The sequence below is a fragment of the Pseudomonas kuykendallii genome (assembly GCF_900106975.1).
Taxonomy (GTDB): domain Bacteria; phylum Pseudomonadota; class Gammaproteobacteria; order Pseudomonadales; family Pseudomonadaceae; genus Pseudomonas_O; species Pseudomonas_O kuykendallii.
In genome coordinates, this window is sequence record NZ_FNNU01000004.1 from 39,959 (window position 1) to 58,624 (window position 18,666).

The following is an 18,666-nucleotide window of genomic DNA, read 5'->3' on the forward strand; positions in this document are numbered from 1 at the left end:
GCGTGGTGAACGGCAGGAAGACCCAAGCGCTGCCGGGGTGCTTGCAGTCAAGAGTCGAATCAGACCGCTGTCAAAAGCCGTTCATAGACCGATTAGGCCTCATCGTTATCGCCACATCGACTAGCTGTATGACGATTTTGCCCGCCCCAGCCGTTGGCGGACGCAGCCGCGCTGCTAGCCTATCTCCCTGCTTGAGCCAGCGATGTCCGCGCTTCTGGCCAGAGGCACCCGCAGCCACAGAGGACATCGACATGGCGATCGAGCTGAATGGACAAAGCAAACGCATCGGGCTGGCGCTGTCCGGCGGAGGATTTCGCTCGGCGGCGTTTCATCTGGGCGTGATGCGCCAGCTCGAGGCGCTCGGCCTGCTCGGCAAGCTGGACCTGATCAGCTGCGTCAGCGGAGGCAGCATCGCCGGTGCCAGCGTGGCGCTGAACTGGCAGGCGCAGAACAGGCTGGGGCCGCTCGACAGCTACCTGCGCACCCAATCGATCGCGGTGGCCTCGTTCATTGGTGGCGCCCTGGACATCTTCGAGACCCGCCTGGAGAAACTCGCCGACTCCTACGACAAGCATCTGGTCGGCGGAAAGACGCTGGCGGCCTTGAGCGCGGGCCCACGCCTCTATCTGAACGCCACCAACCTGGCGACCGGCAACCTGTTCTTTTTCGTTTCCGGCGGCGGCAAACCCAGCGAACTCGGCGAATACGAACTCGGCGTGATTGAAGCTCCGGCCTTCCCCCTGAGCCTGGCAGTCGCGGCGTCCTCGGCGTTTCCACCGGTCTTCCCGCCCCTGCGCCTAGGACCCGACCGCTACCAACCGAGGGCCGAGTTCGCCATGGAGTACGTGACCCTGACCGACGGTGGCGTCTACGACAACATGGGCATCAACCCGCTGCTGGCGAAGAGAAATGCACTGGACTACCTGATCGTCAGCGACGGCGGCAAACCCTTCGCTCTCGACAGCCGCCCAACGGAATCCGGCGCCATCGTCCTGAAGGCCGGGCTGGACATCATGATGGAACAGATACGTGGCCTGGAATTCGACCGCCTCGAGCATCGCGCTCTGGCCGGCGTCGGGCCGAAACCGATGTGGTTCTCCATAGACAGCACCGAAGGCGAGACCCAGGCCGGCGACGCCGCTTTCGCCTCGGCCATCGATACCAACCTGAGGCGGCTGTCCGAAGCGGAAATGAACGTACTCACCCGGCATGGCGCCGCACTGGTGAAAGCACGCCTCGAGAGGTACGCACCGGAACTGCTGGCCGGCTAGCTTCGCTGGGGACGCCGCGCGGGAGAGAACCGCGCATGGGAAGAATGAGAAACGAAAAAGGCGGCCCGGAGGCCGCCTTTTTTGGCTATCAGGCTTTGGTGAGCCTGACTGCAGATTTGGAGCGGGAAACGAGACTCGAACTCGCGACCCCGACCTTGGCAAGGTCGTGCTCTACCAACTGAGCTATTCCCGCAATGGCGTCCCCTAGGGGACTCGAACCCCTGTTACCGCCGTGAAAGGGCGGTGTCCTAGGCCACTAGACGAAGGGGACGCAGCCCGGAACTTACAACTTCTTTTCCGGCTTCCGGCGTTTCGCTTTTGGCTTCACGCTGGAAGTGGCGCGCATTCTATTTAGCCTTCGAAAGGTCGTCAAGCACCCTTCAAATATTTTTTTAAATCAACGACTTCAACTGCTGTCAGCGCGCCACTATCGGATGACACGTCAAGTCTCTACACTCGGGCAAAACGCGCACACTACTAAGGTGAAGAAGATGTCACCCATCGTCATTTCGGTCCTGGTAGCCGCCGGCATCCTGCTATTGCTGGGCATCGGCTACATCAACCACATGGTGGAAAACAATGCGCTGGAGAAAGCGCGGCTGCGCGCTGACCTCACGGACCGCACCCGTCGCATCGGCGATCTGTCGGAGGTCTTCCCCGGGCAGTACATGACGCCGTCGCTCAAGCTGCTGCTGGTCGGGCTGGAGCTCAAGCTCAGCGAACGGCTGCTGACGGTCGACAAGAACAACGCCGAGCTGCGCGCCCGCATCGCCTACCTGCAGCCGCTGTTCGCCCAGGGTGAAGGCATAGTCCCGGGCAACCCGCCGCAGCCGATCAACAATGACGGTCAGGCCAAGGAAGTGCGTTTCCAGCTGGAAACCCTGCACGGGCAGATCACCCGCGCCGCCCAGGAAGGCCTGCTCTCGGCCAACGATGCCAAGCAGTGGATCGCCAACGTGCGGCACATTCTGGTGCTGCTCCACATCGAATTCTTCACCAACCTCGGCCAGCAGGCGCTGCAACAGAAGCTGCCGCGTCAGGCGCGGCTGGCCTACGAGCGTGGCGTGCAGTTCCTGCGCAAGCAGCCCAACGTCGCGCAGTACAAGGCGGAGCGCGAGAAGCTGGAGCAACAGCTGGCGCAGACCGAAGCGATGATCCTCGCCTCCGACCAGCCGCATCTGGAAGAAAACACCGAGCTGAATGCCGGCCTGTCGCAGCTGGAGGAGGATGACGTCTGGCAGAAGAAGAAAATCTACGACTGAGGACTGCGCTCAGCAGTCGGTCAGCCGCAGGAAGATCGCCGCCAGGCGCTCCAGGCCCTGCTGGTCCGCCTCGCCGAAGCGGGCCAGGTCGGGGCTGTCCAGATCGAGCACGCCGATCAGTCGCCCGTCCTTGAGCAATGGAATGACCAGTTCGCTGTTCGAGGCGCTGTCGCAGGCGATGTGGCCCGGAAATGCATGCACATCCTCGACCCGCTGGGTCTTCCCGCTTGCCGCCGCGGTGCCGCAGACGCCACGCCCGAAGGGAATCCGTACGCAGGCCACCTTGCCCTGGAACGGCCCCAGCACCAGTTCCTTGCCACGCGCCAGGTAAAATCCCGCCCAGTTCAGGGCGCCAAGCTCGTGAAACAGGAATGCCGAGAACTGCGCAGCGTTGGCGATGAAATCGCGCTCGCCGGCCAGCAGCGATTCCAGTTGCGCCGCTAGCAGGCCGTAGCCTTCGAGCCCCTGGCCAACCTCGTCGAGCGCGATCATGCCTCGGTCCCCAGCAGTTGCAGCCCGACCCACTGGCGGGCGAACTGGTACGCGCAGCGCCCGTTGCGGTTGCCACGGCCCGAAGCCCAGCGGATCGCCTGCTTCTCCAGCTCCTCGCTACAATGCCATTGCAGGCCCGCCTGCTCTGCCATGCTGCCGATCCAGTGGCGCACGACATCGAGGAAATGCTCCTGGGTGAAGGGGTAGAAAGACAGCCACAGGCCGAAGCGGTCGGACAGCGCAATCTTGTCCTCCACCGCCTCGTTGGGGTGCAGCTCGCCATCCACCATCTGCCAGTTCTCGTTGTCGCTCTGCTTCTCGGGCACCAGATGGCGGCGGTTCGAGGTGGCGTAGAGCAGCACGTTCTCCGGCGCGCGCTCCAGCGAGCCGTCGAGCACACTCTTTAGCACGCGGTAGTCGCCCTCGCCCGCCTCGAACGACAGGTCATCGCAGAACAGCACGAAACGCTGCGGCAGACGCATCAGTTGCTCGACCACCCGCGGCAGATCGGCCAGGTGATCGCGCTCGATCTCGATCAGGCGCAGGCCGGCGGCGGCGTTTTCAGCCAACAGCGCCCGGACCAGCGACGACTTGCCGGTGCCGCGCGCCCCCCAGAGCAAGGCGTGGTTCGCCGGCAGGCCGTCGAGGAACTGCCGGGTGTTGCGCGCCAGTTGCTCGCGCTGCCGGTCGACGCCGATCAGGTCGTCGAGGTTCAGGTCGAGGCTGACCTGCAACGGCAACAGGAAACCGGAGCGCCCTTCGCGCTGCCAGCGCGCGGCCAGGCATTGGCTCCAGTCGAGCGGCGGGCGCACCGCAGGGAGCAGCGGATCGAGGCGGGCCAGGACGCTTTCGGCACGTTCCAGAAAGGCGGACAAACGGGGTTCCATCGAATACTCCTGCGACTCGTCGATGACGCGCCGAGCGATGCCGGCGACGCGATTGATTGGGCTATGCTTGGACGGCGACGGACTCGAGTTGGCCGCTACCCATGGATATATCGTTCACCGACCGCTTGTCATTCAAGCAGGCCAGCCTGACGGTACTGGTAGCATTCATTCTCGGCACGCTACTGAGCCTGATCCAGGTTGGCGTCGATTATGCCAGCGAAGATGCGTCCATCGATCGCGAGATGCAGACGCTGCTGGAAATCGCCCACAACCCCGCGGCGCGCATCGCCTACAACATCGACGCGGAACTGGCGCAGGAACTGGTCGAAGGCCTGCTGCAATCCCCCGCCGTGATCCGTGCGGAAATCATCGACAACGACGGGGTGACCCTGGCGAGCGTCAGCCGGACACCGCATGTCGACGGCTATCGGCTATTCAGCGACATGCTGTTTGGCGAGCACCGCGGCTTCGAATCGACCCTGTTCGTCGACCACGACCCCGGCGAGAACCTCGGTCTGCTGCGTCTGCAAGTCGACACCTATGCCTTCGGCGACCACTTCCTGCGCCGCTCGTTGATCACCCTTCTTTCCGGCTTCGCCCGCAGCCTGCTGCTTTCGCTGATCCTGCTGGTGATGTTCTACGCCATGCTGACCAAGCCGCTGGCCGGCCTGGCGCGCGCGCTGAGCACCCGCGACCCGCGCGATCCGCATCAACGGCTGGAACTTCCGGCGGGCCACGAGCACGACGAAATCGGCGTGCTGGTGCAGGCCATCAATCAGCAACTGCAGCTGACCAGTGCCGAGATCGAGCAGCGCCGCGAAGCCGAGAATCGACTGACGCACTACCTCGGCGAACTCGAAGGCATCGTTTCGGCGCGCACCGCCGAAGTGGAAGCGGCTAACGCGCGCCTCACGGCCTCCAACCGCGACCTGCAGGCCGCCAAGCGCACCGCCCAGGAAACCGCTCAGGCGCGTGCCGCCTTCCTCGCCCACATGAGCCACGAAATCCGGACACCGTTGAACGGCCTGCTGGGGATGCTTTCGCTGTCGATGGACGGCCCGCTCGGCACCGAGCAGCGCCAACAGCTGTCGATTGCCCACGATTCGGGCAAGGTCCTGGTGGAACTGCTCAACGATATCCTCGACCTGTCCAAGTTCGAGGCCGGGCAACTGGAGCTGGAGCGGATTCCCTTCGATCTGGGCAGCCTGGTGGAGGACACCGCCAGCCTGCTGTCACAGAACGCCAGCCCCGGCGTGGAGTTGACCTGCCTGATCTCGCCGGGGCTGCCGAGCCAGTTGCTGGGCGATCCGACGCGTGTCAGGCAGATCGTCAGCAATCTGCTTTCCAATGCGCTCAAGTTCACCCGCACGGGTCGCGTCGATGTGAAGGTCCGGCCCAGCGCGAACGGTGTCTGCATCATCGTCCGCGACACCGGGATCGGTATCCCGCCCGCGGCCCAGGCGCGGATCTTCCATCCGTTCGCCCAGGGCGGCGCCGGCATTACCCGCCAGTACGGCGGCACGGGGCTCGGCCTGGCGCTGGCACGGCGGCTCTGCGAAGCCATGCAAGGCGAGTTGGAGCTGGATTCGCGCGAAGGCGAGGGCAGCCAGTTCATCGTCGACCTGCCACTGCCGGCGCACCAGCTCGCCGCGCCCGTCCACCGCATGAACGGGCGGGTCGTCGCGCAGATCGCCGCCGACAGCGGCCTGGATGAACTCCTCGATACCTGGCTGCCGGTGTTCGGCCTGGAATACCGGCGCCAGGACCCTTCGCAGTCGCTCTCCGGGACGCAGGTCGATCTGCTGATCAGCGATCGCGCGGAAAACCTGCTTGGCCTGCGAGCCGAAACCTCGGCGCCGCTGCTGCTGATCACGGCCTACGGCAACTTCCTGCCGACCGAGGAAACGGCGCACCTGGCACCGCTCGAGCAGTTGGCACGACCGCTGTCGCGCGCCGCACTCGCGCAGTCGCTGTCACGCCTGCTCGGCCAGGAGCCGACCAACGTCGACCCACAGCAGCGCGAGGAAAAGCCGTTGCGCCGCGCACGGGTGCTGCTGGTCGAAGACAACGCGGTCAACCAGCTCGTGGCCAAGGGCATGCTCGGCAAGCTGGGCTGCGAGGTGGCCGTTGCCGGACATGGCGCCGAAGCGCTGGCGTACCTGGAGGAGCAGGACGTCGATCTGGTGCTGATGGACTGCAACATGCCGGTGATGGACGGCTACGAAGCCAGCCGGCGAATTCGTCGCGACGGACGCTGGGCCGACCTGCCGATCATCGCGCTCACCGCCAATGCCCTGCCGGACGAACGCGAGCGTTGCCGCAGCTGCGGGATGAACGATTACCTGGCCAAGCCGTTCCGCCGCGAAGAACTGGCAGCGATGCTCGACACCTGGTTTTCACCCTCCGCCCACTAGCGAACCGCCCTTCAGCGATCGAGCAGGTGCAGCAGCCGGTCCAGACGTTCGCGCAGCTCGATCAGCTCACCAGCATCCACATCCGCCATGCAGTGCAGGCGCTGCTGCACCGGCGGAACCTGGCCACGCAAGGCCAGGCCAGCCTCGGTGAGACCGAGGTGCACTTCCCGCTCGTCCCGAACGGCGCGCTGCCGGCGCACCAGGCCGAGTTGCTCGAGGCGCTTGAGCAACGGCGTCAGGGTCCCGGAATCCAGCATAAGGCGCTGGCCCAACGCCTTGACCGTCGGCTGCCCGGGGTCGCTGGCCTGCCACTCCCAGAGCACCATCATCGCCAGGTACTGCGGATAGGTCAGGCCGAGCGCATCGAGCATCGGCTTGTAGCCACGGATGACCGCCCGCGAGGCGGCGTACAGCTTGAAGCAGACCTGCTGATCCAGCGCCAGACCGGCCTCCTCGGCTGGACTCACTTGAGCAGCGCCTCGATCTCGCCGGTGAGTTCCTCGGGCTTGGTGGTGGGCGCGAAGCGCTTGACCAGCTGGCCATCGGCGCCGATCAGGAACTTGGTGAAATTCCACTTGATGCCCTGGCTGCCGAGCAGGCCGGGAGCGCGCTTCTTCAACTGGACGAACAGCGGGTGCGCGGCGGCGCCATTGACGTCGACCTTCTTGAACAGCGGGAAACTGACACCGAAGTTCAGTTCGCAGAATTCGGAGATGGCGCTCTCGTCGCCGGGTTCCTGCTTGCCGAACTGGTTGCACGGGAAGCCGAGCACCACCAGGCCACGGTCCTTGTAATCCTGCCAGAGCTTCTCCAGGCCCTGGTATTGCGGGGTGAAGCCACACTTGCTCGCGGTGTTCACCACCAGCAGGGCCTTGCCACCGAAGTCGGCGAGGGATTTCTGTTCGCCCTTGATGGTGGTGCAGGGTATGTCGAGGAGTACGTCGCCCATGGTCGTTGTCCTTATCGAGGGAAGAAGGCGAAACATAGCAATCAATTGAATTGCACACAATTTATCTTGATCCGCAGGACCTTTTCAGTTCGCCAATTGCTACGTCACAGCGCCAGGTAAGGTGGGCTGAAGCCCACCCTACGGAAGGCGGTGCGTCTGCCGGAATCAGGCGTCGCGCGGTTCCAGCTTCAGCGACGCCGAGTTGATGCAGTAGCGCATGCCGGTCGGGCGCGGACCATCGGGGAACAGGTGGCCGAGGTGGGCGTCGCAGCGCGCGCAGCGTACTTCGACACGGTGCATGCCGTGGCTGAAGTCCTCCAGTTCGCGGATCGCCTCGGGCGACACCGGCTGGAAGTACGCCGGCCAGCCGCTACCGGAGTCGTACTTGGTTTCGGAGTCGAACAACGCGGCGTCGCAGCAGGCGCAGCGGTAGAGGCCGGGCGTCTTGCTGTCGTTGTACTTGCCGGTGAACGGGCGCTCCGTACCGCCCAGGCGGCAGATGTGGAACTGCTCGTCGGAGAGCTCCTCGCGCCAGGCGTCCAGGGGTTTTTCAAGCTTATCCATGGGGTTACCTCGTAGCGGAAAAAAGCCCGGGCTGTACCTTTTCCGGTCATCGGGCCGGACGTATCATGCCTGACTTTCGACAGCGGCCTGGCGTCCGGGTTGCGGCCCGCCCCCTCTCCGCCCTCCTCCAAGCGCGACCGTCCGCCGCGCCATTCGGGACATCCAGCCTCATGCAGTTCAGCAAATCGAACAAGCTCGCCAACGTCTGCTACGACATCCGCGGCCCGGTGCTCAAGCACGCCAAGCGCCTGGAAGAGGAAGGCCAGCGCATCCTCAAGCTGAACATCGGCAACCCGGCGCCGTTCGGTTTCGAGGCGCCCGAGGAAATCCTCCAGGACGTGATCCGCAACCTGCCCACCGCGCAAGGCTACAGCGACTCGAAAGGCCTATTCAGCGCACGCAAGGCGGTGATGCAGTACTACCAGCAGAAGCAGGTCGAAGGCGTCGGAATCGAGGACATCTACCTGGGCAACGGCGTTTCCGAACTGATCGTGATGTCGATGCAGGCGCTGCTCAACAACGGCGACGAGGTGCTCATCCCGGCCCCCGACTACCCGCTGTGGACCGCCGCGGTGGCGCTTTCCGGCGGCAAGCCGGTGCACTACCTATGCGATGAACAGGCCGGCTGGTTCCCCGACCTCGCCGACATGAAGGCCAAGATCACGCCGAACACCAAGGCGATCGTGCTGATCAACCCGAACAACCCGACCGGCGCGGTGTACTCCAAGGAAGTGCTCGAGGGCATCGTCGAACTGGCGCGGCAGAACGGGCTGGCGCTGTTCTCCGATGAAATCTACGACAAGATCCTCTACGACGAGGCGGTGCACATTTCCACCGCTTCGCTGGCGCCGGACGTGCTCTGCCTGACCTTCAACGGGCTGTCCAAGTCCTACCGCGTGGCGGGTTTCCGTTCCGGCTGGGTGGCGATCTCCGGGCCCAAGCAGCATGCGCAGAGCTACATCGAGGGCCTCGATATCCTCGCCAACATGCGCCTGTGCGCCAACGTGCCGAGCCAGCATGCGATCCAGACCGCGCTGGGCGGCTACCAGAGCATCAACGACCTGGTACTGCCCAACGGCCGCCTGCTGGAACAGCGCAACCGCACCTGGGAGCTGCTCAACGACATCCCAGGCGTCAGCTGCGTCAAACCGATGGGCGCGCTCTACGCGTTCCCGAGGATCGACCCGAAGGTCTGCCCGATCCACAACGACGAGAAGTTCGTCCTTGACCTGCTGCTCTCGGAGAAACTGCTGATCGTCCAGGGCACCGCGTTCAACTGGCCGTGGCCGGACCATTTCCGCGTGGTCACGCTGCCGCGCGTCGACGATCTCGAACAGGCCATCGGGCGTATCGGCAACTTCCTCAAGACCTATCGCCAATGAGCCAGCGGGGCGCCTGATGGATCTGCAGATCGACGAGTTCTACAAGGATGCCGCCGCCGGCATGCTGCTGCTCTATCAGGCGTTTCCGCGCAAGGTGGGGCTGTACGTCGTCGACCTCATCGGCTTCGAGGAGCCCGACGAGTTCGGCCTGCCGAGCAAGCGTCACCAGAGCTGCCTCGGCGCGCTGATCTGGCTCGCCGACGAGGGCTATATCCGCTACGAGTCGAGCATCCGCTACGAAGCCCTCGATCAGGCGGTGCTCAGCGAAAAGGGCTTCCTGCGCCTGTCCAGGCCAGTGCCGCATGTGGCCGGCGGCGCCGAACTGCCGGCGGCCGTGCGCCGTGTGCAGGGCACCCTCGCCCATCAGTTACGCGAGGCGCTGGCCGAAGGCCAGAGCGAGCGCATCGCCCGGCTGGCCCGGCTGATCTTCGACCGTGCGCCGACATCCTGCGCCGAATGACCCGCCCAGAGGCGCCCAGGACACAGTTTGATACCAGAGCTTGGTTGAACTGGCCGATGGCGCCCCTTATATAGCCGACGTACTTACTCTGTTATCCCGTGAGGATCGTTTTAACCATGATGCGCATCCTGTTGTTCCTGGCCACCAACCTGGCGGTACTGGTCATCGCCAGCATCACCCTCAAGCTGCTCGGGGTGGACCGCTTCACCGGTCAGAACTACGGCAGCCTGCTGGTCTTCTGCGCCGTCTTCGGTTTCGCCGGCTCGCTGATTTCGCTGTTCATCTCCAAGTGGATGGCGAAGATGAGCACCGGCACGCAGATCATCAGCCAGCCGCGTACCCGCCATGAGCAGTGGCTGCTGCAGACCGTCGAGCAACTGTCCCGCGAAGCCGGCATCAAGATGCCCGAAGTGGGCATCTTCCCCGCCTACGAGGCGAACGCCTTCGCCACCGGCTGGAACCGCAACGACGCCCTGGTCGCTGTCAGCCAGGGCCTGCTCGAGCGTTTTTCGCCGGAGGAAGTGAAAGCCGTACTGGCCCACGAGATCGGCCACGTGGCCAATGGCGACATGGTCACCCTGGCGCTGATCCAGGGCGTGGTGAACACCTTCGTGATGTTCTTCGCGCGGATCTTCGGCAACTTCGTCGACAAGGTGATCTTCAAGAACGAGGACGGCCACGGCATCGGCTACTTCGTCGCGACCATCTTCGCCGAGCTGGTGCTGGGCATCCTCGCCTCGATCATCGTCATGTGGTTCTCGCGCCGTCGCGAATTCCGCGCCGACGAAGCCGGCGCCAACCTGGCGGGCACCAACGCGATGATCGGTGCGCTGCAACGCCTGCGCTCCGAGCAGGGCGTGCCGGTGCAGATGCCCGACAGCCTGACCGCGTTCGGCATCAACGGCGGCCTGAAGAATGGCCTGGCCGGCTTGCTGATGAGCCACCCGCCGCTGGAGGAGCGCATCCAGGCGCTGCGTCAGCGCGGCTGATTCGGGCAGACATGAAAAAGGGCGGTCTCGACCGCCCTTTTTGCTGCCTGCGACTCGGCTATCGATGCAGCCTATAGACGCTCTCCTCCAGCCGCGTCAGCCCGCGCTGGAGGAACCTCCAGTTTTCACCCAGCACGTCCAGCGACTCCAGCGTGTCGATCCGCCAGCCCGCGTACAGCTGGCGAACCTCCGCGTCGGCGACGGCGAACGGCGGGCCGCTCATCTGCGCCTGGTCATAGTCCAGGGTGATCAACAAGCCTTCGCTGCGGGACGGCAGGATACGCTCCAGGTGCTCGACGTAGGCCCGGCGCATCGGCGGTGGCAGTGCGATCAGCGCGGCGCGGTCATAGATGGCCACGCAATCGGCGACGTCCTCGGCGCTCAGCGCGAAGAAATCGCCACACCACAGTTCGACGTCGCCATGCCGATGCACGCTGAACGCGCCGCGCTGCTCGACCTGCGCCTCCAGCCCGCGCTCGGCGAAGAAGTCCTGCACCGCCCGCTCCGCCAGCTCGACGCCGATCACGCGCAGACCGTTCGCCGCGAGCCAGTCGATGTCCAGGCTCTTGCCGCACAGCGGCACCAGCACCTGAGCGCCCTTCTCCACGCCCAGCGCGGGCCAGTGACGGCGGAGGTAGGGGTTCACCTCATCGAGGTGAAAACCGATTTCGTTGCGTGACCAGCGTGCCTGCCAGAAATCCGCTTGCATCGTGTTCGTCTGCTCCATCGTGGTCGGTGCCTGGCAGAATAATCCAATCGGCGTGCCTGCGGCGCCTCCCGCCCACGACTTTCAAGCGGCAGGGAACGTCGTCGATAATAAGCGCTCCATTGGGTAGCCTTCCCGCATGAGAGAACAACGATGAGCGTGATCGTCAGCAGCGAATCCAGCGACAACTACCGCCAGCGCATCGAGGTGGACGAACGCCACGAGCTCTACACCGACCTGCCGACCTCGGCCGGCGGCGAAGGCAGCGCGCCCGATCCACACGATTACTTCGACGTCGCCCTGGGCACCTGCAAGGCGCTCACCGTGACCCGCTACGCCCGCGACAAGGGCATTCCGCTAACCGGCGTGAGCGTCGAGGTCAGCCACGATGGCAGCGAGGAGCGCCAGGGCCGCTATGCCATGAGCGTGGTGCTTACGCTCAAGGGATCGCTGACCGCCGAGCAGCGCGCCAGCCTGCTGCGCGTAGCGGACAAATGCCCGCTGCACAAGCTGATGACCACCGCCGAGGTGAGCATCGACACCCAGCTAAGCGAAGGCGCCTTCAGCCAGTAGCGCTTTTCTGCCGGTCGTAACGCGGGCATCCTCCTCGCACCTTCAACTGGAGCGTCGTCATGTCCGAACTTCGCCTTCTGCGTGCCCACCGCGAGGAACTCGCCGGCCAGGCCATCCTGCGCAGCCTGCCGGCTGCGCAATGCCGCAGCGTCGGCCCCTTCGTGTTTTTCGACCACATGCTGCCGACGCAGTACGCGCCCGGCCATGGCATGAACATCCAGCAGCACCCGCACATCGGCCTGTCCACCCTCACCTACCTGTTCGAGGGCGAGCTGCTGCACAAGGACAGCCTCGGCTCGGCACAGCGGGTGCGCCCTGGCGAAGTGAGCTGGATGACCGCCGGCAGCGCGGTGGCCCATGTCGAGCGCACGCCCGAGGCGCTGCGCGAACGCGGCTCGCAGCTGCACGGCCTGCAGGTCTGGCTGGCGTCGCCACGCGCGGACGAATGCGGCGAGCCCTGCTACAGCCATCACCCGGCCGAGAGCCTGCCAGCCAGCGAAAACCTGGGCGTGCATATCCGCCTGATCGCGGGAGAGGGTTTCTGCCTGAAGTCACCGGTGCCGGTGCTCTCGCCAACGCTGTACGCCGAGCTGCGCCTCAGCGCAGGGGCGTCGCTGGTGATTCCGGCGGAACACGAGGAACGTGCGCTCTACCTGATCGATGGCGAGGCGCTGGTGGAGGATCAGCCGCTGACGGTGCAGACGCTGACGGTGTTGCCGCCCGGCGAAGCCCTGACGCTGAGCGCCTGCGCGGGCTCGCACCTGGTGCTGATCGGCGGTGCACCGCTGGACGGGCCGCGACGGATGAACTGGAATTTCGTCGCCAGCGACCCGGCGCTGATCGAGCGCGCCCGTCAGCGCTGGAGCGCGGGCGACTGGCCGCAAGTGCCCGGCGAAACCGGGCGCATCGAGCTGCCAGCCTAGAGCTGCCCGATCAGGCGCGCGGCGCGAAGGCTTCGCTGAAGAAGTCGTCGAGCGCGCGGAACGCCCGCGCCGCGACTACCGGATGGTATTCGGTCATCCCCGGCATGTTGGCCGCCGGGTTGCTGAACGAGTGCACGGCGCCACCGTATTGCACCAGTTGCCAGTCAACGCCGGGCGCCGCCTGCATCTCGGCGATGAAGCCCTGGACCTGAGCTTGCGGCACCAGCGGGTCATTGGCGCCGTGCAGCACGAGAATCGAGCCGCGGATATTGCGGGCGTCTTCCGGGTTCGGCGTATCCAGGGTGCCGTGCAGGGAAACGAAGCCCTTCAGCGGCACACCGGCGCGGGCCATTTCCAGCACCGTACAACCACCAAAGCAGAAGCCGATGGCGCCCAGACGATCAAGGTCGAGCTGCGCTTCGCCGGCCTGGGCCTGGAACGTCGTCAGCGCCGCTTGCGCGCGCTTGCGCAGCAACCCGCGGTCGGCGCCCAGCGGGCCAATGGCGGCGCCCGCCTCGTCGGCATTCTGCGGACGCACGGCGCTGCCGTAGAGATCCGCGACGAAGACCACGTAACGCTCGCCGGCGACACGCGCGGCCTTCTTCAATGCATTGCCGGTCACGCCCATCCAGTTCGGCACCATCAGCAGGCCGGGCCGCGGCGCGGCCAGCGAGGCGGAATGCACCAGCCAGCCTTCGTGGGGCGTCCCGTCGATTTCATAGGCAACCGGTTTGGCCAGCACCTGGGCGGCAGCCAGCTCGGCTACGGCGTCCTGCAGGGAATTCGAGGTCATCAGGTTTCTCCGTTGGAATGAAAAGTCGGTCCGCCGGAGCGGGATTCACTCCTCCGCCCAGCGGGCCTTGATTGCGAGTACGTCCGGCAGACAACCCATGAACAGCTCGACCAGCCGCGGATCGAAATGCCGTCCGCTTTCACGCCGGAGCAGGTCCAGGGCGTCCTCCACCGTCCATGCCGCCTTGTAGGGGCGCACGCTGGTGAGCGCATCGAAGACATCGGCAATCGCGACGATACGCGCCTCGAGCGGGATGGCTTCGCCTGCCAGCCCGAGAGGATAACCCGAACCGTCCCATTTCTCGTGATGCCCGAGCGCGATGCGTTGCGCCGTGCGCAAAAGGCCGGAGGGGTGCTCGCCGATGATCCGCGCGCCGATGGTCACGTGGCTGCGCATGACCCGCCATTCGTCTTCGTCGAGGGCGCCGCGCTTGCGCAGGATCGCGTCGGGGATGCCGATCTTGCCGACGTCGTGCATCGGCGCGGCGTGCAGCAACTCCTCCGCCTGGGCCGCGCTGTAGCCGGCCGCACGCGCGAGCACCTGCGAGTAGTGACTCATGCGGATCACGTGGAGACCGGTTTCGTTGTCCTTGTACTCCGCCGCCAGCCCGAGCCGCTGGACGATTTCCAGGCGGGTCTGGCGCAGCGTCTCGACATGCACCAGCGACAGATGAGTGCGCAGTCGCGCCTTGACGATCGGCGGGCTTACCGGCTTGGTGATGTAGTCCACGGCTCCGACCTCGAACCCCCTGGCCTCGTCGTCGATGTCCGCCAGGGCGGTGACGAAGATCACCGGTATGCCCGCGGTGCTTGGCTCGGCCTTGAGTGTGCTGCACACCTCGAAGCCGGTCATGCCGGGCATCATCACGTCGAGCAACACCAGATCGGGCGACTCGGTGAGGGCCAGCTCGAGAGCCTTGGCGCCAGATTTGGCGAAGAGCAGGCGGTAGTCGTCCTGCAGGATGTGCCGGAGCACCTGCAGATTGGTCGCCTCGTCGTCGACCAGCAGCAGCTTTGGCCGACTGTCCACTCGATCCATCAGGCGACCTCCTTCCCGCTCAGCCTGTCCTGCAGAGCCCGCAGCTGTTGTGCCGCCCGCTCGAATTCGAAATCGTCGAGCGCCTGCTCCAGCTCCGCCGCCGCGACGGCCCCGCCGAGGGCGCCGCGCACGGAGGCCCATAGCGGCTCGTTCAGCTCGCCATGTTCCAGGCTGTCGATGAAGTCCGGCAGCAGCGCCTGCAGGGCCGCTGCATCGTAGGGCATGCCTTGCGCATCGCGCTGCGGGGCGGACCGCGGCTCACGCTGCGCCAACGCGTCGGTGACCGCGGCTAAGGCGCTGGCCAATTGCGCCTGGAGATCGTCGAAGGCGTTCATCGCCGGATTCTTCAGCGCCTGTTCCAGCGTCGCGGCGCACTCACGAACGTCGCCCAGCGCCAGGTTGCCCGCCACCCCGCGCAGGCGGTGAACCAGCGCGAGGGCGGCGTCCCGATCGCCGCCAAGCAATGCCTCGCGGAGCCGCGCGCCGGCTTCCCGGTTCTGCTCGTGGAAACGCTCGATGGCGTCGCGCAAGGCCGCTTCGCCGCCCCAGAGACTCACGCCCCGGACCCAGTCGATGGCGCCGCCAGGGGCCGATTCGCCCACCGACGGCGCGCTGACCGCGGGCCGCAGGCCGAATACCCGGGCCAGCTCGGCGAACAGCGCGGCCACGTCGATCGGCTTGGAAGCGAAGCCATCCATGCCGGCTTCATGGGCGCTGCGGCGGTCCTGGTCGAGCACGCTGGCGGTGATCGCGACGATCGGCGTCCGCGGCATGCCTTGCTGCGCCTCGATGGCGCGAATCCGCCGGCTCGCCTCCAGCCCATCCATGCCGGGCATCTGCACATCGAGCAGGAGCATGTCGAAGCGGCCGGACTCGAACGCCACGACGGCTTCGGCGCCGTCGCGCGCCTGCACGATACGGTGGCCCTGCTCGCCGAGGATCATGCTCAGCAGCTCGAGGTTCTGCGGCACGTCGTCGGCCAGCAGGATGTCCAGCGGCGGCAGCTCCTGACGCAGCGGCGCCAGGGCGAGCGGGCCGGCGTCGACCGCCTTCAGCGGCAGCAGCACGTGGAACACGCTGCCGACGCCCAGCTCGCTCTCCACGGTGATGTCGCCGCCCATCAGCTCGCACAACTGGCGCGCGATGGTGGTACCGAGACCGGTGCCGCCGAAGCGCCGGCTCATGGAGGCGTCGGCCTGGGCGAACGGATCGAAGATTTTCTGCAGACGATCGGCGGCGATGCCGATACCGCTGTCCTCGATGCGCAGGTGCACACGCCCCTGGTCGTCGAACACCGCCAGGCGCACGCCGCCCTTCTCGGTGAACTTCACCGCGTTGCCGAGCAGATTGGTCAGCACTTGCTGCACGCGCAGCGGGTCGCCGGAGAACCAGTCGCCAAGCTCGGCCGAATAATCCAGCGTCAGGCTCAGCCCCTTGGTCTCGGCGCTCAGGCTGAGCGAGGCAACCAGTTGTTCGCACAGCTCGCGCAGCGAGAACGACACGCTCTCCAGCTCCAGTGCGCCCTTTTCCAGTTTGGCGGTGTCGAGGATGTCGTTGAGCAGCCCCAGCAGCGAACGCGCGGAGTGCCGCACGGTTTCCAGATGGCGACGCTGGGTCGGGTCCAGCGAGGTGCCGAGCAACAGCTCGGAGAAGCCGATCACCGCGTTCATCGGCGTCCGGATCTCGTGGCTCATGTTGGCCAGGAACGAGGTTTTCGCGGCCGCGGCCTGTTCGGCGCGCTCCTTGGCGAGGCGCAACTGGTTCTGGATTTCATGGCGGGCGCTGACGTCGGTGGCGAACTTGACGATCTTGAACGGTTTGCCATCGCTATCGAAGATCGGGTTGTAGGACGCCTGAATCCAGATGTTTCGCCCGTTCTTGCCACGTCGATGGTATTCGCCGGCATCGTATTCACCCGCGCGCAGACGCCGCCAGAAGTCCTGGTACTCGTCGCTGGCGACGTAGTCGGGATAGCAGAACAGGCTATGGTGCCGGCCCTGGATTTCCTCCAGCGTGTAGCCGGAAAGCGCCAGCAGGTTCGCGTTCGCGGTGAGTACGCGCCCCTCCAGATCGAACTCGATCATGCCCATCACGCGACTGATGGCTTCCACGGTGCCTTCGTATTCGGCGTTGCGCAGCTTACTCTCGGTGATGTCCAGCATCACCCCGTCGACCCATTGCGGCTGGCCCTGGTCATTGAGCACGGCGCTGCCGCCCTCCCAGATCCAGTGCTCGTGACCCTCGCGATCGATCAACCGGTACTCGATCACATAGCTTTGCCCGGCCGCGATGGAGGCCCTCACCTCGTCGTCGAACGCTTTCATGTCGTCGGGATGAATCAGTTCGCCGATGCGCACTTCCTGCGCCATGAACGCCTCTGCCGGCCAGCCGGTCAGCCCCTCCACCGCGTCGCTCATGAACAGGGCGGTCCAATACTTGTCCAGCAGCACGCGGAACGACACCCCGGGGATGTTGCGAATCAGCGAGCGGTATTGCTGCTCGCTTTCGCGCAGCGATTGCTCCATCGCCTTGCGCTCGCTGATGTCAGAAATGAAACCGACGAAGAGGACCTGGTCAGGCAGCATCGCCATGCCCAGCGCGAGGCGGATCGGCAGCAAGGTGCCGTCGCGGCGCAGCCCGAGCGTTTCGCGGCTCTGTCCGACGATGTCCACCGGCTCCCCGTGCACGTAGGCATGCAGGTAGCCGGCGTACTCACGGCGCACGGATTCCGGCATCAGCATCTCGAAGTGGCGGCCGATCAGCTCTTCGGTAGACCAGCCGAACAGCCGTTCGACCAGGCGGTTGGCGCTGACGATCTGGCCCCGCTGGTCGAGGGTGATGATGCCGTCCACCGCCGTGTCCAGCAGCGTGCGCATCTTCGATTCGCTGCTCTGCATCTGCAGGTACATCAGCCGGTAGCGCAGCAGGCTGTTGGCGGCCAGCACGAACACGCTGAGGGTCAGCGCGATCAGGGTCACGGCGAGGGCGATGTAGTTCGCGTGCAGCGCGCTCTGGGCAACTTCCAGCGTCGGGCTGCCGACGAAACGGGCGCCGATCATGCCGGTGTAGTGCATGCCGGAAATCGCCACCCCCATGACGCTCCCGCTGACCAGCACTGCCTGGAACGAGGACAGATTCTTCACGCGCGCCAGGCGAAAACGAATCCACAACGCCAGCACGGCAAGGCCGACCGCCACCACGATCGACAGGGCGAACCAAATCGGATCGAAACGCAGCAGCGGGCCCATGCGCATGGCCGCCATGCCGGCGTAGTGCATGGCGCCGATCCCGGCGCCCACCAGCAGGCCGCCGACCCACAGGGCACTGGCGCTCAGGCGCGGTCGCGAGAGTAACTGCAGGGCGACCCAGGACGCACCAAGGCTCGGCACCACCGACAACACGGTGATACCCGGTTCGTAGCTGACTTCGCTACAGAGCTGCAGGGCCAGCATGCCGATGAAGTGCATCGACCAGACGCCACCGCCAAGGGCCAGCGCACCGGTACCGATCGCCACCTGGCGATAGAGAAGGCTGACGCTGGCGCGCGCCACACCGGCCATTTGCAGCGCCATGCTCGAGGTGAACACCGCGATAGCCAGCGAAAGCAGCACCAGCCACGGGTTGTAGCTGGCGAGCAGGAGCAGGCCCGGGTCGCGGGTATCGCCGAACAGGGAAATCAGTTCATTCATGGGGCGGTTCTACGTGCACTCAGGAGCTGACAGCTGACGAGCCCTAGCCGGCAAGCCTGGGGAGCGCCTCGGGGCGCTTATGATCGATTGAAGACGACGGCCCGATTCGGTCGCGCAGCCGAGTGACATCAATATGCCACCATGATACCTCAGCGGCGCGCCCAGCCTAAAGCCTCCTCGCGGAAGGGCCTCATTGATCCTCTGTAACGACCCGATTGGTTTTTTCTGTACCCGAAACGACAAAAGGCCCGCCTCCGGAAAGAGACGGGCCTTC

The 18,666-nt window shown here is 65.4% G+C and carries 17 protein-coding genes and 2 tRNA genes; 8 read left to right on the forward strand and 11 right to left on the reverse strand.

What is annotated here, in order from left to right:
* Window positions 1–251 precede the first annotated feature (251 nt).
* Window positions 252–1,271 carry a patatin-like phospholipase family protein gene (locus BLV15_RS13510; RefSeq protein ID WP_090229206.1) on the forward strand — a complete coding sequence of 340 codons (1,020 nt, stop codon included), beginning with the start codon at window positions 252–254 and terminating at the stop codon, window positions 1,269–1,271.
* A gap of 117 nt (window positions 1,272–1,388) precedes the next feature.
* Here the strand turns inward: BLV15_RS13510 and BLV15_RS13515 are convergent.
* Window positions 1,389–1,464: transfer RNA gene (locus BLV15_RS13515), tRNA-Gly, on the reverse strand.
* A gap of 2 nt (window positions 1,465–1,466) precedes the next feature.
* Window positions 1,467–1,542 (reverse strand) — tRNA-Glu (locus BLV15_RS13520).
* Between the two features lie 220 nt (window positions 1,543–1,762).
* Between BLV15_RS13520 and BLV15_RS13525 the strand changes: the two genes are divergently transcribed.
* Window positions 1,763–2,533 (forward strand): hypothetical protein, encoded by a 771-nt coding sequence (locus BLV15_RS13525; RefSeq protein ID WP_090229208.1) that lies wholly within the window; start codon window positions 1,763–1,765, stop codon window positions 2,531–2,533.
* Between the two features lie 9 nt (window positions 2,534–2,542).
* On the opposite strand, the gene BLV15_RS13530 is transcribed toward BLV15_RS13525, so the two are convergent.
* Window positions 2,543–3,025, reverse strand: coding sequence for a GAF domain-containing protein (locus tag BLV15_RS13530; RefSeq protein ID WP_090229211.1), 483 nt, complete (start codon window positions 3,023–3,025; stop codon window positions 2,543–2,545).
* Window positions 3,022–3,912 carry an ATP-binding protein gene (locus BLV15_RS13535; protein ID WP_090229213.1) on the reverse strand — a complete coding sequence of 297 codons (891 nt, stop codon included), beginning with the start codon at window positions 3,910–3,912 and terminating at the stop codon, window positions 3,022–3,024. Before BLV15_RS13535 ends, BLV15_RS13530 begins: the two co-directional genes overlap by 4 nt.
* 101 nt (window positions 3,913–4,013) lie before the next feature.
* Here BLV15_RS13535 and BLV15_RS13540 point away from each other — a divergent pair, with 101 nt between their 5' ends.
* Window positions 4,014–6,326 carry a hybrid sensor histidine kinase/response regulator gene (locus BLV15_RS13540; RefSeq protein WP_090229216.1) on the forward strand — a complete coding sequence of 771 codons (2,313 nt, stop codon included), beginning with the start codon at window positions 4,014–4,016 and terminating at the stop codon, window positions 6,324–6,326.
* An 11-nt stretch (window positions 6,327–6,337) separates the two neighbouring features.
* Here the strand turns inward: BLV15_RS13540 and BLV15_RS13545 are convergent, their stop codons facing one another.
* The 3 genes from BLV15_RS13545 to msrB form a co-directional block, all read right to left on the reverse strand.
* Window positions 6,338–6,793: a MarR family winged helix-turn-helix transcriptional regulator gene (locus BLV15_RS13545; protein WP_245728197.1), complete on the reverse strand. Its 456-nt coding sequence runs from the start codon at window positions 6,791–6,793 to the stop codon at window positions 6,338–6,340.
* A complete protein-coding gene (locus BLV15_RS13550) occupies window positions 6,790–7,275 on the reverse strand; it encodes a glutathione peroxidase (protein ID WP_090229219.1) in 486 nt (161 codons plus the stop codon). Before BLV15_RS13550 ends, BLV15_RS13545 begins: the two co-directional genes overlap by 4 nt.
* 165 nt (window positions 7,276–7,440) lie before the next feature.
* Complete coding sequence (msrB, locus tag BLV15_RS13555; protein ID WP_090229222.1) at window positions 7,441–7,839, reverse strand: peptide-methionine (R)-S-oxide reductase MsrB; 399 nt, start codon at window positions 7,837–7,839, stop codon at window positions 7,441–7,443.
* Between the two features lie 170 nt (window positions 7,840–8,009).
* Here msrB and BLV15_RS13560 point away from each other — a divergent pair, with 170 nt between their 5' ends.
* The 3 genes from BLV15_RS13560 to htpX all read left to right on the forward strand — a co-directional run bounded on the left by BLV15_RS13560 (window position 8,010) and on the right by htpX (window position 10,670).
* Entirely contained in the window at window positions 8,010–9,221 is a 1,212-nt protein-coding gene (locus tag BLV15_RS13560; protein ID WP_090229224.1) for a pyridoxal phosphate-dependent aminotransferase, read from the forward strand.
* Between the two features lie 16 nt (window positions 9,222–9,237).
* On the forward strand, window positions 9,238–9,681 hold the full coding sequence (locus BLV15_RS13565; protein ID WP_090229226.1) for a hypothetical protein: 444 nt from the start codon (window positions 9,238–9,240) through the stop codon (window positions 9,679–9,681).
* A 116-nt stretch (window positions 9,682–9,797) separates the two neighbouring features.
* Entirely contained in the window at window positions 9,798–10,670 is an 873-nt protein-coding gene (gene htpX, locus BLV15_RS13570) for a protease HtpX (RefSeq protein WP_090229227.1), read from the forward strand.
* 58 nt (window positions 10,671–10,728) lie between these two features.
* Here the strand turns inward: htpX and BLV15_RS13575 are convergent, their stop codons facing one another.
* On the reverse strand, window positions 10,729–11,379 hold the full coding sequence (locus BLV15_RS13575; RefSeq protein WP_090230365.1) for a thiopurine S-methyltransferase: 651 nt from the start codon (window positions 11,377–11,379) through the stop codon (window positions 10,729–10,731).
* 150 nt (window positions 11,380–11,529) lie between these two features.
* Here BLV15_RS13575 and BLV15_RS13580 point away from each other — a divergent pair, with 150 nt between their 5' ends.
* Both BLV15_RS13580 and BLV15_RS13585 read left to right on the forward strand, forming a co-directional pair.
* Window positions 11,530–11,949, forward strand: a complete 420-nt coding sequence (locus tag BLV15_RS13580) for an OsmC family protein (protein WP_090229229.1) — start codon at window positions 11,530–11,532, stop codon at window positions 11,947–11,949.
* Between the two features lie 59 nt (window positions 11,950–12,008).
* On the forward strand, window positions 12,009–12,872 hold the full coding sequence (locus BLV15_RS13585; protein WP_090229232.1) for a pirin family protein: 864 nt from the start codon (window positions 12,009–12,011) through the stop codon (window positions 12,870–12,872).
* Between the two features lie 10 nt (window positions 12,873–12,882).
* Here BLV15_RS13585 and BLV15_RS13590 read toward each other — a convergent pair whose 3' ends face one another.
* The 3 genes from BLV15_RS13590 to BLV15_RS13600 are packed head-to-tail and all read right to left on the reverse strand — an operon-like array spanning window position 12,883 to window position 18,392.
* Complete coding sequence (locus BLV15_RS13590; protein ID WP_090229234.1) at window positions 12,883–13,665, reverse strand: dienelactone hydrolase family protein; 783 nt, start codon at window positions 13,663–13,665, stop codon at window positions 12,883–12,885.
* A 45-nt stretch (window positions 13,666–13,710) separates the two neighbouring features.
* Entirely contained in the window at window positions 13,711–14,703 is a 993-nt protein-coding gene (locus BLV15_RS13595; protein WP_090229235.1) for an HD domain-containing phosphohydrolase, read from the reverse strand.
* Window positions 14,703–18,392 carry a PAS domain S-box protein gene (locus tag BLV15_RS13600; protein WP_090229237.1) on the reverse strand — a complete coding sequence of 1,230 codons (3,690 nt, stop codon included), beginning with the start codon at window positions 18,390–18,392 and terminating at the stop codon, window positions 14,703–14,705. Before BLV15_RS13600 ends, BLV15_RS13595 begins: the two co-directional genes overlap by 1 nt.
* Window positions 18,393–18,666: the final 274 nt, after the last annotated feature.